Origin of the sequence: Streptomyces nanshensis (assembly GCF_001751255.1) — a bacterium.
GTDB lineage: Bacteria > Actinomycetota > Actinomycetes > Streptomycetales > Streptomycetaceae > Streptomyces > Streptomyces nanshensis_A.
This window is the reverse complement of sequence record NZ_LJGW01000298.1, coordinates 1-14,131: the sequence shown is the minus strand read 5'-3', so window position 1 is coordinate 14,131 and position 14,131 is coordinate 1. Positions and strand designations below refer to the sequence as shown.

Sequence of the window (14,131 nt, the reverse complement as noted above, 5' to 3'; positions counted from 1 at the left end):
GACCCGGACCGCCGTCATCGGTCTCGGTCTCGCTCGCCGGGCCCGGCCCCGGCCTCTGCCCCTGCCGTGGACGCCCGGCGTCCTGACCCCCGCTCGACGGTACGTCCCGCGGCGCCCCGTACCCGGAGTTCCGCTCGGCGCAGCGCCGGGACGGTGATCGCGAGCGCCGCGGCCAGCAGGCAGATCCCGCCGCAGCCGGTGAAGAACGCGGCCGCTCCCCACCGCTCCACCGTGACGCCCACCGCGGGGAAGAGCACCGGAGCGAGGCCGAGGGTGCCGAGCGTCGTGACCGAGGTGACGCGTCCCAGATAGCGGGGATCGGCTTCCGTCTGGATCAGGGCTCCCGACACCGCCATGGTGATCCCGCTCGTCAGTCCGGTCAGTGCGCCGAAGAGGACGGCGTACGGCAGGGAGACGGTGTGCCCCAGCGCGACCGTTCCCGCAGCCGTGACGAACAGCGCGCCGGACATGGCTGCTCCGGCGCGCGGTACGCGGACGGACACCGTGAGGAGCAGTCCCGCCGCGGCGCCGCCCACGCTGAAGGCGCTCGCGATCCATCCCATGCCCACGGCGCCCCAGCCGCGTTCGTCGGCCAGCAGCACCAGCCCGGCCGCGACCGGTCCGCTGAAGCACATCTCGCTCAGCCCGATCACGGTGACCAAGGGGGCGAGCGTGCGGTGCCGGCGGATGTAGCGCAGGCCGTCGGTCAACTCCCGCCGCGCGGTGCCCCGTTCCGGCTGCTCTCCGCCGCCGTGGGGGAGCGGACGCATCCGTACGGTCAGCAGCAGGACCAGGGAGACCGCGAAGAGGAGACCGGCGACGGCGAAGGTGCCGGCCGCCCCGCCGAGCGCCAGCGCCGCTCCCGCCAGCAGGGGACCGGCGAAGTTGCTCAGCCGGAGCGACAGGCCGCGCATCCCCTGCACCCGCGCGAGCTGTTCCGCCGCCGTGAGGCGCGGCGGAAGCGCGCCCACCGCCGGCATGAACACCGCGTCGACGACGCCGAAGACCGCCGCCACCGCGACCAGCAGCCACAGGCCGGGCGAGGTCAGCAGGACCGTCGCGGCCGCGGCGAGGATCACCAGGCAGCGTGTGGCGTCGCTGATCACGGCGACCCGTCGTGGCCCGAACCGGTCGGCCACCACGCCGCCGCCGAGCATCAGCAGCGCACGGGGAAGTGCGGCGGCCGTGATCACGAACCCTGCCTGTGAGGGGCCCGCGGCACGCGTGGCGGACCAGGTGAGGGCGAGGAAATACATCACGTCGCCGACGACGGAAGCGGTGTAAGCGGCAAGCCAGCGCAGCACGTTGAGGTCACGGTAGGCAGGCGCCGCCGCGGTCGCCCCGTGCGTGGTCACGCGTCCTCCGTGCCCAGTTCGACGGTCCCGGGCACCGGGAACGCCTGCAACTGCACCGACACCGGTACGCGGGACGCGGGCGCCTCGGTCTCGCCGGCGCGCTCGGCCCTGTCGGCGCTGTCCGCGCGGTAACGGGAGACCACCTCGAACAGCTCGGCCCGCATCCGCTCCACCTCGTCCGGGGCGAGGTGGAGGACGAAGTCGCCGTAGAAGACGGCCTCGTACCAACGGGCGGGAAGCAGCGGCAGCTCCTGCGCCGCCCGCTCCAGACGCTCGACGCAGGCGAGAGCGACCGCATGCGCATAGGCCCGTCCGGCAGCACGCCGGTCCGCGGACTGCTCTGCGGACTCGTCCGCCGGATCGTGAACCGACTGCCGGTGTACGGACGTCCACCAGCGCTCGCGGCCGCTTCCGCGCCCGGGCTCCTCCACGATGAGCCCGCCTGCCGCGAGACGCCGCAGGTGGTAGCTCGCGGAGCCGGGGTTGATGCCGAGTTCGGCGGCGATCCGGCCGGCGGTGGAGGTCCCGTGCTGGCGCAGCAGCGTGAGCACGTTCACGCGCACGGGATGGGCGAGCAGCCGCAGTCTGGCGGTGTCGAGCCGGAGGTCCGGCTCGGTCCCAGGCTCATGGGACGGCTCGGAGGATCCGGTCATGGAACGGACGGTAGACCCGCAACAGTCATTTCGAAAGAGTTGTTGTGAGACAGCCCGGAGGTCCCGGCGGAACGACGGCCCCTGACCCGTCGCGCCCCCTCAGCGTCTGACGCAGGTGTACGCGCCGAAGACCGGGTGCTCGAAGGAGACGTCGGCGATCTCGAAGCCCGCGGCCTCCAGCATCGGCTCCAACAGCCAGCGGAACGTGCTGTGTTCGGTACGGACGTGCTCCGCGAGGTCCTCGCGGGTGTAGCCGGTGTCCGGGTCGCGCGGGGCACCGGCCAGCCAGTCCCGTACGAAGGACTCCGCGTCCCGCGCCGGGACGTCGTAGATCAGGTCGCGCAGCCGCAGCACACCGCCGGGCCGCAGCATCGCGGCGATGCGCCGCAGCGCCAACACCTTCCAGAAGTCGGGGAGTTGGTGCAGCGCGTGCCGGGTGAAGACGGCGTCGGCCGGGGCTCCCGTGTGCTCGTAGGAGAGGAAGCCGCCCCGTACGCACTCCAGCGAGGCCAGCCCCTGCGCGGCGGCACGCTCGCGCAGCACGTCCCGCATGGCGGGGGAGACCTCGACGGCGACGACCCGTCCGAAGTGCCGGGCCGCCGGGACGGCGAACTGGCCGGTGCCGGCGCCGAGATCCACGACGACGGAGTCCGCGGTCAGCCCGTGGGAGCGCAGCAGCGCCAGATCCTCGGCCGGGTCGGGGTGCCCCTGTTTGCGGTCGAAGCCGCTGACGAACGCGGGGTCGAGATGTTCGGGGCCCGCGTGGGCGAGTTCGTCGGGCATCCAGTCCAGGTCCATGGACGGAGACTGGCACGGGCAGGGTGCGGGGCGCGCGGCATTATCGGGCGGTGCCGGGCCGGGCGTCCCGGGTGCCGTCCCGGGCGCCGGACGTGCGGACCGGAGGGTTCCGGGTACGGGGTCCCGAGTGTGACGCGTCACAGCGGGGCGGAAGTTGTCCCCAGGCCCCCGTACGGACGGAGTGCACTCCGTAAACTGTATTCAATAGCCCAGCACTTCGCGGTTCCCTTCCGCACCCCGGGGGCCGCCGACGAGAGTCAGGAGTCGCACCATGCTGTCCGCCGGACTGCCCGAAGGTGCCATGCCGAAGCTGGAGCGGCCGGGTCCGCTCCGCGAGCGGGTCTACGAAGCGCTGCTGGAGCTCATCACCACACGCGCGCTCCGCCCCGGGCAGCATCTCGTGGAGAGCGAACTGGCACAGCATCTCGGCGTCTCACGGCAGCCCGTACGGGAGGCGCTTCAGCGGCTGAACACGGACGGCTGGGTCGATCTGCGGCCCGCGCAGGGCGCGTTCGTGCACGAGCCGACGGAGGAGGAGGCCGACCAGCTTCTGACGGTCCGCACACTGCTGGAGGCCGAAGCGGCCCGGCTGGCCGCGGCCCACGCGGACGCGGACGGCGTCGCGGAGCTGGAGAAGCTGTGCAGCCGGGGCGAGGCGGCGGTCGGCGGCGCCGAGGTGGAGAAGGTCGTGGAGGCGAACGCCGCCTTCCACGCCCGTGTGATGGCCCTCGCGGGCAACACCGTCCTGGCCGAACTGGCCCGCCAGGTCGACCGCAGGGTCCGCTGGTACTACACGCCGGTCGCCCGGCAGCGCGGCGCCCAGTCCTGGATCGAGCACCGTGAGCTGATCGCGGCCGTCAAGGCGGGCGACGAGCAGGGGGCCGCCGCGGTGATGCGCAAGCACACGGAGCACACGCGGCGTTCGTACCACGAGCGCGAACGGGGCTGAGCGCGCGGCGTACACGAGCGCGAGCGCGGAACGCGAAGGTGCACGCGTGCGTGTACGCGAACGGGGCTGAGCGCGGCGGCCGTCGGGGCCCGAAGCCCCGTGGGGCCGGCCGCCGCGCGGGCGGCGCCGCGGTCAGACGGCGGGCGCCCCGAACCACTGCGTGAGCCGGCCGAGCAGCTCCGACTGGTCCTCGCCGGCCCAGGCCACATGGCCGTCGGGCCGCAACAGCGCCGCCGATACGTCCAGTTCGTCGGAGCCGTCCACGACGTGGTCGACCCGGTCCTCCCAGCCCGCCGCCGAGAGCCGCCCGGTCCGGTCGAGCAGCAGACCGCGCCCGGTGTGCATCCGCTCGTACAGCCGCCCCCTCGCCAGCGGTACGTCCCGCATCCGCTGCCCGACCAGCTCGTGCCCCTCGCCGAGGTCGTAGCGGACGCCGGTCGCCATGAGCTTCTCCAGCAGATGCCGGTGCACGTCCTCGAAGTCCATCAGCTCCGACAGCAGCCGGCACACCGCCCGCGGGCCGGGCTCCGTGGACATCAACTCACTCTGCGCCCGGGTGTTGTTGAGCACGTCCTCGGCCACCGGGTGCCGCTCGGAGTGGTAGGTGTCCAGCAGTCCTTCCGGCGCGTGGCCCCGTACCTCGGCGGACAGCTTCCAGCCGAGGTTGAACGCGTCCTGGATGCCGAGGTTGAGCCCCTGGCCGCCCATCGGCGGGTGGACGTGCGCCGCGTCGCCCGCCAGCAGTACGCGGCCGGTCCGGTAGCGCTCGGCCTGCCGGGTGGCGTCGCCGAAGCGGGAGATCCAGCGCGGCGAGTGCACGCCGAAGTCGGTACCGGCGACCACCCGGAGCTGCTGCCTGACTTCGTCGAGCGTCGGCGGGAGGTCGCGGTCCTCGGCCAGCCCGGCCGCCGGTACGACGACACGGTGGATCCCGTCGCCGAACGGGCCCACGCCGAACCGCTTGTTGGTCCTGCGTACGTCGGCCACCACGGAACGCACCGTCTCCGGCGGCACGCCCACCTCCATCTCGCCCAGCAGCGTCTGGTTCCTCGCGGGCTCGCCGGGGAAGCCCGTGCCGAGCAGCTTGCGCACCGTGCTGCGGCCGCCGTCGCAGCCGAGGAGATAGCGGGAGCGCAGACGGGTGCGTCCGGGGCGGGGTGCGGTGCCGTCGGCGCGGTCGGCGCTGTCGGTGCCGTCGATGTCGGAGGCCAACGGGCCCTCGGGGGCGAGGAGTTCGGCGGTGACCCCGTCGTCGTCCTGGTCGAGGCCGGTCAGCTCCCAGCCGCGCCGGATCTCCGCGCCCGACTCGGCGGCGCGCTCGGCCAGCAGACGGTCGGTGACGGGCTGCGGGATGCCGAGGACGTACGGATGGGTGGTGTCCAGACCGCCGGGCGTGGGCTTGTCGATGGCGGCGAAGAAGCCGCCGAGCGGATACCGGCGGCCGTGCGCGAGGAACCGCGGCAGCAGCCCCCGCTGCTCCATGACCTCGACGCTCCGCGCGTGCAGTCCGAGCGCCCGGACGACGGGCGTCGGCTCCGTCTCCTTCTCCAGCACGACCACGCGTACGCCGTGCAGCCGCAACTCACAGGCCAGCATCAGCCCGGTCGGTCCGCCGCCGACCACGGTCACGTCGATCATCAAGTCCCCCAGTTTTCTGCGGTGTTCATGCCGGGTGCGCCTGGCGGCGCGCCGCGTGGCCGTACGCCGGCGCGGATGCGCACGGCGACAAATACGTGCGTAGTTCGCCAACGCCTGATTTCCCCAGGTTCCGGCCCGGGGCGGAGATTCTGCGCCACGACCCCGGTCTTGTGGCAAGGCCCCCTGTGCGCTATACGTTGAGAGTGGCAAGGAGAGGGCGTCGGCCCCCTTGCCTTTTCTTATGCCGTCGTCCCGGCCTGTCGTCCGGCTCGCGTCCGGTCCTGTGCGTGTGCGTGGGCGCGCGTGCTCGTACCGGTACGGCGGCACCTCGCGTCGTGGCAGGCCACGCCGCGAGCCACCGCCTTGCGCCCGTGGCCCGTTCGGCAGATTCGACATGGTCCGGGCGCGGGCGGACTTCCCCCTTCGAACCTGGCGAGACCTCCGTCCGGGATCGTCATCTACCGGCTGTGGTGGGCCTGTTGGTGAGGTCGCGGTCCGAGGTGCGGCGGCCACTCGTCCGCACCTGTCGAGCGGCGGCTCCCGACGTGGCCCGCCACGTCGGGAGTTGACGCGGAACGAGGCGATGCGGTCCGGGGAGAGTCGACCCGTCGCGGCGTCGTCCGAAGTCCGAGGTGCCAACCGCCCTCCACGCGCTGCGCGTTGGGGCGTACAGGCCGTTCCCCGTGTCTCCGGGGGCCGGGAGGCCCACTCTTTGTCCAGTCCATGGAAAAAGTCGAAGCGATTTCCGCAGAACTTCTTCCCCGTTGCGCAGAGCGCTGGTACGTTCCCAGTCAATCCCGGGGAGCGACCCACGCCCCGCGGGGGAGATCGACGAGAAGTCCGGCCGCTGGCAAGGGAGTTGGTCCTCCCGCTCCACTAGGCCGGGTGGCTTCCCGAAGCCGGCTCGCACGGTGACCAGGGGAGGGGAGGGTGGCGGTGAGGCGCATGACTGCTCGGCCCGCGAACGCGCACCAGGCGCGACTGCTCCGCCTGTTGCGTGACGGCGGCCCGAACTCCCGCGCCGAACTGGGCGACCGCGTCGATCTCTCCCGCTCCAAGCTCGCCGTGGAGATCGACCGCCTGCTGGAGACGGGTCTCGTCGTCGCCGACGGACTCGCCGCCTCCCGCGGCGGACGCCGCTCGCACAACGTACGGCTCAACTCCGAACTGCGCTTCCTCGGCGTCGACATCGGCGCCACGTCCGTCGATGTGGCCGTCACCAACCCCGAGTTGGAGATCCTGGGGCACCTCAACCAGCCGATGGACGTACGCGAGGGCCCCGTCGCCGTCTTCGACCAGATGCTCGCGATGGTCGCCAAGCTCCGTGACTCCGGCGTCGCCGAGGGCTTCGACGGCGCGGGCATCGGCGTGCCGGGACCGGTGCGCTTCCCCGAGGGCGTGCCGGTGGCGCCGCCGATCATGCCCGGCTGGGACGGTTTCCCCGTACGGGAGGCGCTCAGCCAGGAGTTGGGCTGCCCGGTCATGGTCGACAACGACGTGAACCTGATGGCGATGGGCGAGATGCAGGCGGGAGTGGCCCGCTCCGTGGGGGACTTCTTCTGCGTGAAGATCGGCACCGGCATCGGCTGCGGCGTCGTCGTCGGCGGCGAGGTGCACCGGGGCACGACCGGCAGCGCGGGCGACATCGGGCACATCCAGGTCGAGGCGGAGGGCCGCCCGTGCCCGTGCGGCAACCGCGGCTGTCTGGAGGCGTACTTCGGCGGGTCCGCCCTCGCCCGTGACGCCGAGGCCGCCGCCCGCGACGGGCTCTCCGCGGAGCTGTCGGCCCGGCTGGAGACCGCCGGGCGGCTGACCGCCGAGGACGTGTCCACCGCGGCCGCCGCCGGCGACGGCACCTCCCTCGATCTCATCCGCGACGGCGGGGCCCGCGTCGGCCAGGTCATCGCGGGGCTCGTCAGCTTCTTCAACCCCGGGCTCGTGGTGATCGGCGGCGGTGTGACCGGCCTCGGCCACACCCTCCTCGCGAGCATCCGCACCCAGGTCTACCGCCAGTCGCTGCCGCTGGCGACCGGCAATCTCCCCATCGTCCTGGGCGAGTTGGGCCCCGCCGCCGGCGTGACGGGAGCCGCCCGCCTCATCAGCGACCACCTCTTCTCCCCGGCCTGACCCGACTCCCTCTTCCGGCTCCTCCCGGCCCGGCGACCCGCCCGGCCGCCACGGCCTCCCGGCCCCGTCGCACAGCGCGCGCACCGCCCCGGCACACCCGTAACGGCACTCACCGCTCCCGTACGCATCCGGTCCCGCACCCGCGCAGCCCGCACGGGCGCCGTCCGCACCAGCGCCATCCCGCACCCGTACCCCGCTGTGCGGCCCGTCCGCACGGCACCCGGCACGGCCCCCGCACCCGTACTCCCGCACCTGCACTTTCCGCACCCCGCACGAGCACCGAGCACGGTCCCGTCTGCCCGTACGCCGTACGCACGGAGGCCCCGCATGGCTCCAGAGCTCCTCACGATGACCGGCATCACCAAGACCTTCCCCGGCGTACGCGCGCTCGACGGCGTCGACCTGGACGTACGCGCGGGCGAAGTGCACTGCCTGCTGGGCCAGAACGGCGCCGGCAAGTCCACCCTGATCAAGGTCCTCGCCGGGGCACACCAGCCCGACGAGGGCGAGATCCGCTGGCAGGGCGAGCCGGTGCGGCTGGCCACGCCGATCGCCGCCATGCGGCTGGGCATCGCGACCATCTACCAGGAACTCGACCTGGTGGAGCACCTGTCGGTCACCGAGAACATCTTCCTCGGCAACGAGGTCGCCTCCCGCGGCGTCATCCGCGCCCGCGACGCCCGTACCCGCGCCGCCGCGCTGCTCGCCCGCCTCGGCCACCCGGAGATCGACCCGGACGTGACCGTCGGCGCGCTCCCGGCCGCCGGGCAGCAGATCGTCTCCGTGGCGCGCGCCCTCTCGCACGACGTACGCCTCATCGTCATGGACGAGCCGTCCGCCGCCCTCGACCCGGACGAGGTCGACAACCTCTTCCGCATCGTCGCCGGACTGACGGCCGACGGCGTCGCCGTCGTCTACATCTCCCACCGCCTGGAGGAGATCCGCCGCATCGGCGACCGCGTCTCCGTGCTCAAGGACGGCCGGGCCGCCGCCCGCGGCATGCCCGCGCGCACCACGGAGACACGCGAGTTCGTCGCGCTGATGACGGGACGCGAGGTGCAGTACGCCTTCCCCGAGCGGCCCCGGCACGTCGAGCAGCCCGTGGACCGGGTGCTGCGCGCCGCGCCCCGGCCGCCCGTGCTGTGTACCGAACAGCTCGCGCGCGAGGGGGAGTTCGCGCCGCTCGACCTCGAACTGCGGGCCGGCGAGATCACCGGCCTCGCCGGGCTCGTCGGCTCCGGACGCTCGGAGATCCTGGAGACCCTGGCCGGGGCCCGGCGCCCCACCGCGGGCCGGATCCTCGTCGACGGTACGCCGCTGCGCCCCGGCAACGTGACCGCGGCCGTACGGGCCGGGATCGGACTCGCGCCCGAGGAGCGCAAGTCGCAGGCGCTGCTGATGCTGGAGTCGGTCACCAGCAACGTCTCCCTCTCCTCGCTGCCCCGCTTCTCCACCGGCGGCTGGCTCGACCGCGCCCGCGAACGCGCCCGTGCACGGGACCGTACGCGCGGCCTCGCGCTGCACCCCGACGACCCGGACCGTCCCGTGCGCACCCTCTCCGGCGGCAACCAGCAGAAGGTCGTCCTCGCGCGGTGGCTGCTGCGCGAGTGCCGGGTGCTGCTGCTGGACGAGCCCACGCGCGGCGTCGACGTCGGGGCGCGCGCCGAGCTGTACCGGGTCGTCCGCCGCCTCGCGGACTCCGGCGTCGCCGTCCTCCTCGTCTCCAGCGAAGTGCCCGAAGTCCTCGGCCTGGCCGACCGGGTGCTGGTGCTGCGGGAGGGCCGCGTCGTGCACACCGCACCCGCCCGGGAGCTCGACGAGCACCGGGTCCTGGACCTCGTCATGGAAGGGAGCCCGTCGTGCTGAGCCCAACCGGTGCCGAGGCCGGCGCCGACGCCGATGCCGTCAAGGAGCCCGCGCGGCGGCCCGCTTCGCCGTCCCGGCGCGGCATCGGCGTACCACGTGCCGGCCTGCGCCATCTCTCGCTGGCCGGGGTGCTCGTCGTGCTGGTCGCCGTCGGGGCGTTCACCAGGCCCGAGCAGTTCCTGACGGCCGACAACCTCCAACTCATCCTCACCCAGTCGTCCGTGATCGGCGTCGTCACCGTCGGCGTCACCTTCGTGATCATCGGCGGCGGCATCGATCTGTCCGTCGGGGCGATCGTCGCGCTCGCCTCCGTGTGGGCGACGACGGTGGCCACGCAGGAGTTCGGACTCGGCGGCGTGCTGCTGTGCGCGCTGGCGGTCGGCCTGGGCTGCGGTCTGGTCAACGGGGTGCTCATCGCGTACGGGCCGATGGTGCCCTTCATCGCGACCCTCGCGATGCTCGCCTCCGCGCGGGGGCTGGCGCTGCTGATCAGCGACGGCAAGACCCAGGTGGTCACCGTCCCCTCCGTCCTCGACCTGGGCGTCTCGGACAGTTACGTGCTCGGGGTGCCGCCCCTGGTGCTGGTCTTCGCCGCGGTCGCGGTGCTCGGCTGGCTGGTGCTGGGACGGACGACCTTCGGGCGGCGCACCGTCGCGGTCGGCGGCAACGCGGAGGCCTCGCGGCTCGCGGGCATCGCCGTACGGCGGCAGCGGCTGCTGCTGTATCTGCTCTCCGGACTGTGCTGCGGCATCGCCGCGTTCATGCTCATCGTCCTCACCGGCTCCGGCCAGAACACCAACGGCAACCTCTACGAACTCGACGCCATCGCCGCCGCGATCATCGGCGGCACCCTGCTCAGCGGCGGCCGGGGCACGATCACCGGCTCCGTGCTCGGAGTGCTCGTCTTCACCACGATCACCAACCTGTTCGCCCTCAACAACCTCCAGACGGACGTCCAGCAGATCGCCAAGGGCGCGATCATCGTCGCCGCAGTCCTGGTCCAGAAGGGTCGGAAGTCGCCATGACCGGAACACACGAGAACCCCCGCACCTCCCGCAGGAACATCCTCTTCGGCACGGCGGCGGCCGGCGCCGCCCTCCTCGGCGCGGGCTGCACCAGCAACAAGAGCAACGACGAGGCGGACGCCGGGAGCGGACAGGCGAACGTCGCCGACGACCGCCCCGGCAAGCACGTCACGATCGGCTTCGCCGGGCCGCAGGCCGACCACGGCTGGCTCAACGCCATCAACGAACAGGCTGTGCGGCGGGCGAAGAAGTACAAGGACGTCACGCTGGAGGCCACCGAGGGCTCCAACGACAACGCCCAACAGGTCGGCCAGATCGAGACGTTGATCAACAAGAAGGTCGACGTCCTCGTCATCCTCCCCGCCGACGGCAAGGCGCTCACCCAGGTCGGGCTGAAGGCCATGCGCGCGGGCATCCCCGTCGTCAACCTCGACCGGGTCTTCGCCTCGCAGCAGGCCTACCGCTGCTGGATCGGCGGCGACAACTACGGCATGGGCCTCAACGCCGGCCGCTACATCGGCGAGAAGCTCAAGGGGAAGAAGAAGGCGAAGGTCGTCGAACTCGCCGGCATCGACAACCTGGAGCTGACCCGGGAGCGTACGAAGGGCTTCGACGCGGCCCTGAAGAACTACCCCAACGTCGAGAAGGTCGCCCGCCAGGCCGCCGAGTTCACCGTCGAGTCCGGGCAGTCGAAGATGGCCCAACTGCTGCGCGCCGAGACGAAGTTCGACGCGCTGTGGAACCACGACGACGACCAGGGCGTGGGCGCCGAGCGGGCCATCGAGCAGGCGGGCCGCGACGACTTCCTGATGGTGGGCGGCGCCGGGTCGCGGCGCGTCATGGACGCCATCAAGGCCGACGACAGCGTCATCAAGGCCACCGTCCTCTACCCGCCGACCATGGCCGCCTCCGCGATCGACCTCGCGCGGGCGCTCGGGCAGGGCAAGGGCGTCGGCGGGCTCGCGGAGTTCGAGATCCCCGGGTCCATGACGCTCTACTCGGCGGTCGTCACCAAGGACAACGTCGAGGAGTACCTGCCGACCGGGTTCAAGTAGCCCTGTCCGGAGGGCCGTTCGGGGCCGGCGTGGCAGCCGGACCGCGGCCGGCCGGTCCGGGGCTCCCGGGGGTACGTCCGTACGCCGTACGCCGTGCTCCCGGCGCCGCACACACGCCGCCCCGGGTTCCGTCCCCGCGTCCGCGCACCTCGCCGCCCCCGTACGCCCTCCGCGACACCCGCGCACCACGCCAGGCCGCGGCACCCCGCACGGTCGTGCCCGACCCCCACACCCACCCCCGACAGGGAGGAGCCCCATGTCCCACGACACCGCGCCCGCCCCCGCGCCCGCGCCCGCACAGCCCGAGCAGGGCGGAGCGGCGCCACCGCTCGGCGTCGGCATGGTCGGCTACGCCTTCATGGGAGCGGCGCACTCGCAGGGGTGGCGCACCGTCGGCCGGGTCTTCGACCTCCCCCTCACCCCCGCGATGACCGCCGTGTGCGGACGGGACGCGGACGCCGTACGGACGGCCGCCGGGCGGCTGGGCTGGACGGCCGCCGAGACGGACTGGCGGGCGCTGATCGCCCGCAGCGACGTCCAGCTCGTCGACATCTGCACACCCGGCGAGAGCCACGCCGAGATCGCCGTCGCCGCGCTGGAGGCGGGCAAGCACGTGCTGTGCGAGAAGCCCCTCGCCAACTCGGTCGCCGAGGCGGAGGCCATGGCCGAGGCGGCCCGACGGGCCCGCGAAAGCGGACAGTTGACGATGGTCGGCTTCAACTACCGCCGTACGCCCGCCCTCGCCCTCGCCCGCCGCATGGTCGGCGAAGGACGGCTGGGGGAGCTGCGGCACGTACGGGTGAGCTATCTGCAGGACTGGCTCGTCGACCCGGCCTTCCCGCTCGCGTGGCGGCTGCGCCGGGAGGCCGCCGGATCGGGCGCGCTGGGCGACCTCGGGGCGCACGCCGTCGACATCGCACAGCACCTCGCGGGCTCGCCGCTGGCCGGGGTATCGGCGCAGACGGAGACCTTCGTGACGGAGCGTCCGCTGCCCGGGGAGGCGCCCGGCGGCGCGCGCGGACCGGTCACCGTCGACGATGCCGCCGTCTTCAACGGGCGCCTGGCATCAGGGGCGTTGGCCTCTTTCGAGGTGAGCCGGGTCGCGGCGGGACGCAAGAACGCGCTGCGCGTCGAGGTCAACGGCACGCTCGGCTCACTGGAGTTCGACCTCGAACGCCTCAACGAGCTGCACTTCCACGACCACACCGACAGCGCCGCCGAGTCCGGCTTCCGGCGCATCCTCGTCACCGAGGCCGAACACCCCTATCTGGAGGCGTGGTGGCCGCCGGGCCACGGCCTGGGCTACGAGCACACCTTCGTCCACCAGGCGCGCGACCTGCTCTACGCCATCGCCACCGGCACCGACCCGGAGCCCTCCTTCGCGGACGGGCTGCAAGTGCAGCGCGTCCTCGCAGCCGTCGAGGAGAGCGCGGACAAGAACAGCGTCTGGACGGCCGTCGCCGGCTGAGGAGGCGACGGCCGGACGCGGAACCGACCCCAGACAGGCGACGACGACCGACACGGACAGCAGGAGGCCCGGCACATGCCACGACAGTTCACGCTCTTCACCGGCCAGTGGGCGGACCTCCCGCTGGAGGAAGTCTGCGCCCTGGCCCGCGACTTCGGTTACGACGGCCTCGAACTCGCCTGCTGGGGCGACCACTTCGAGGTCGACCGCGCGCTGGCCGAGCCCGGCTATGTGGACGGGCGCCGGGCCCTGCTGGAGAAGTACGGGCTGTCGTGCTGGGCGATCTCCAACCACCTGGTGGGACAGGCCGTCTGCGACTCCCCGATCGACGAGCGGCACCAGGGCATCCTGCCCGCGCGCATCTGGGGCGACGGCGACGCGGAGGGCGTACGGCAGCGCGCCGCCGCCGAGTTGAAGGACACCGCACGGGCGGCGGCGGCCCTCGGCGTCCGTACCGTCGTCGGCTTCACCGGCTCCTCGATCTGGCATCTGGTGGCGATGTTCCCGCCGGTGCCGCCGCACATGATCGAGCGCGGCTACGAGGACTTCGCCGAACGGTGGCACCCGATCCTCGACGTCTTCGACGCGGAGGGCGTGCGCTTCGCCCACGAGGTGCACCCCAGCGAGATCGCGTACGACTACTGGACGACGCACCGCGCCCTGGAGGCCGTCGGCCACCGCCCGGCGTTCGGGCTCAACTTCGACCCCAGCCACTTCGTCTGGCAGGACCTGGACCCGGCCGGATTCCTCTACGACTACCGGGAGCGCATCTACCACGTCGACTGCAAGGAGGCCCGTAAGCGGCTGGACGGCCGCAACGGCCGCCTCGGCTCGCATCTGCCGTGGGGAGACCCGCGCCGCGGCTGGGACTTCGTCTCGGCGGGCCACGGCGACGTGGCCTGGGAGGACGTCTTCCGGATGCTGCACGCCATCGGCTACGACGGCCCGGTCTCGGTCGAGTGGGAGGACGCCGGAATGGACCGGCTCGCGGGTGCGCCCGAGGCGCTGCGGCGGCTGAAGGCGTTCGACTACGACCCGCCGGACTCGTCGTTCGACGCGGCGTTCTCAAGCTGACGCGGAGTTCGCGGACCGAGCGGGCCGGGGCCGGCCTCCGACGTCGAACTGAGGCCGGCCCCGAACTGAGCCCGGCCGGGCGTGGGATGGGCCCCGCCGGGCCGTCCGCCCCGTACGGCCCCT

The 14,131-nt window shown here is 72.9% G+C and carries 11 protein-coding genes; 7 read left to right on the top strand and 4 right to left on the bottom strand.

The genetic code is table 11. From position 1 onward, the window contains the following. Window positions 1-14: 14 nt before the first annotated feature. From AN218_RS17600 to AN218_RS17590, 3 genes are all read right to left on the bottom strand, one after another. On the bottom strand, window positions 15-1,355 hold the full coding sequence (locus tag AN218_RS17600) for an MFS transporter (protein WP_107421491.1): 1,341 nt from the start codon (window positions 1,353-1,355) through the stop codon (window positions 15-17). After that, complete coding sequence (locus AN218_RS17595) at window positions 1,352-2,008, bottom strand: winged helix-turn-helix domain-containing protein (protein WP_070017844.1); 657 nt, start codon at window positions 2,006-2,008, stop codon at window positions 1,352-1,354. The genes AN218_RS17600 and AN218_RS17595 overlap by 4 nt, the downstream gene beginning before the upstream one ends. Window positions 2,009-2,107: 99 nt before the next feature. Further along, window positions 2,108-2,806, bottom strand: coding sequence for a class I SAM-dependent methyltransferase (locus AN218_RS17590; RefSeq protein WP_070017843.1), 699 nt, complete (start codon window positions 2,804-2,806; stop codon window positions 2,108-2,110). A gap of 271 nt (window positions 2,807-3,077) precedes the next feature. On the opposite strand from AN218_RS17590, the gene AN218_RS17585 reads away from it, so the two are divergent. Further along, window positions 3,078-3,755: a GntR family transcriptional regulator gene (locus tag AN218_RS17585; protein WP_070017842.1), complete on the top strand. Its 678-nt coding sequence runs from the start codon at window positions 3,078-3,080 to the stop codon at window positions 3,753-3,755. A gap of 132 nt (window positions 3,756-3,887) precedes the next feature. On the opposite strand, the gene rox is transcribed toward AN218_RS17585, so the two are convergent. Continuing rightward, complete coding sequence (rox, locus tag AN218_RS17580; protein WP_070017841.1) at window positions 3,888-5,393, bottom strand: rifampin monooxygenase; 1,506 nt, start codon at window positions 5,391-5,393, stop codon at window positions 3,888-3,890. A gap of 945 nt (window positions 5,394-6,338) precedes the next feature. Here rox and AN218_RS17575 point away from each other — a divergent pair. From AN218_RS17575 to AN218_RS17550, 6 genes are all read left to right on the top strand, one after another. Beyond that, the gene (locus AN218_RS17575; RefSeq protein ID WP_070017840.1) at window positions 6,339-7,520 is read left to right on the top strand and encodes an ROK family transcriptional regulator; all 1,182 of its coding nucleotides are present in this window, start codon (window positions 6,339-6,341) and stop codon (window positions 7,518-7,520) included. Window positions 7,521-7,847: 327 nt separating this feature from the next. After that, window positions 7,848-9,386 (top strand): sugar ABC transporter ATP-binding protein, encoded by a 1,539-nt coding sequence (locus AN218_RS17570; RefSeq protein ID WP_070017839.1) that lies wholly within the window; start codon window positions 7,848-7,850, stop codon window positions 9,384-9,386. A gap of 83 nt (window positions 9,387-9,469) precedes the next feature. Next, window positions 9,470-10,411 carry an ABC transporter permease gene (locus AN218_RS17565; RefSeq protein ID WP_244900504.1) on the top strand — a complete coding sequence of 314 codons (942 nt, stop codon included), beginning with the start codon at window positions 9,470-9,472 and terminating at the stop codon, window positions 10,409-10,411. Next, window positions 10,408-11,466, top strand: coding sequence for a substrate-binding domain-containing protein (locus AN218_RS17560; RefSeq protein ID WP_070017838.1), 1,059 nt, complete (start codon window positions 10,408-10,410; stop codon window positions 11,464-11,466). The genes AN218_RS17565 and AN218_RS17560 overlap by 4 nt, the downstream gene beginning before the upstream one ends. Before the next feature lie 256 nt (window positions 11,467-11,722). Then, on the top strand, window positions 11,723-12,934 hold the full coding sequence (locus AN218_RS17555; protein WP_079132282.1) for a Gfo/Idh/MocA family protein: 1,212 nt from the start codon (window positions 11,723-11,725) through the stop codon (window positions 12,932-12,934). Between the two features lie 75 nt (window positions 12,935-13,009). Further along, window positions 13,010-14,008 carry a sugar phosphate isomerase/epimerase family protein gene (locus AN218_RS17550; RefSeq protein WP_070017837.1) on the top strand — a complete coding sequence of 333 codons (999 nt, stop codon included), beginning with the start codon at window positions 13,010-13,012 and terminating at the stop codon, window positions 14,006-14,008. Window positions 14,009-14,131: the final 123 nt, after the last annotated feature.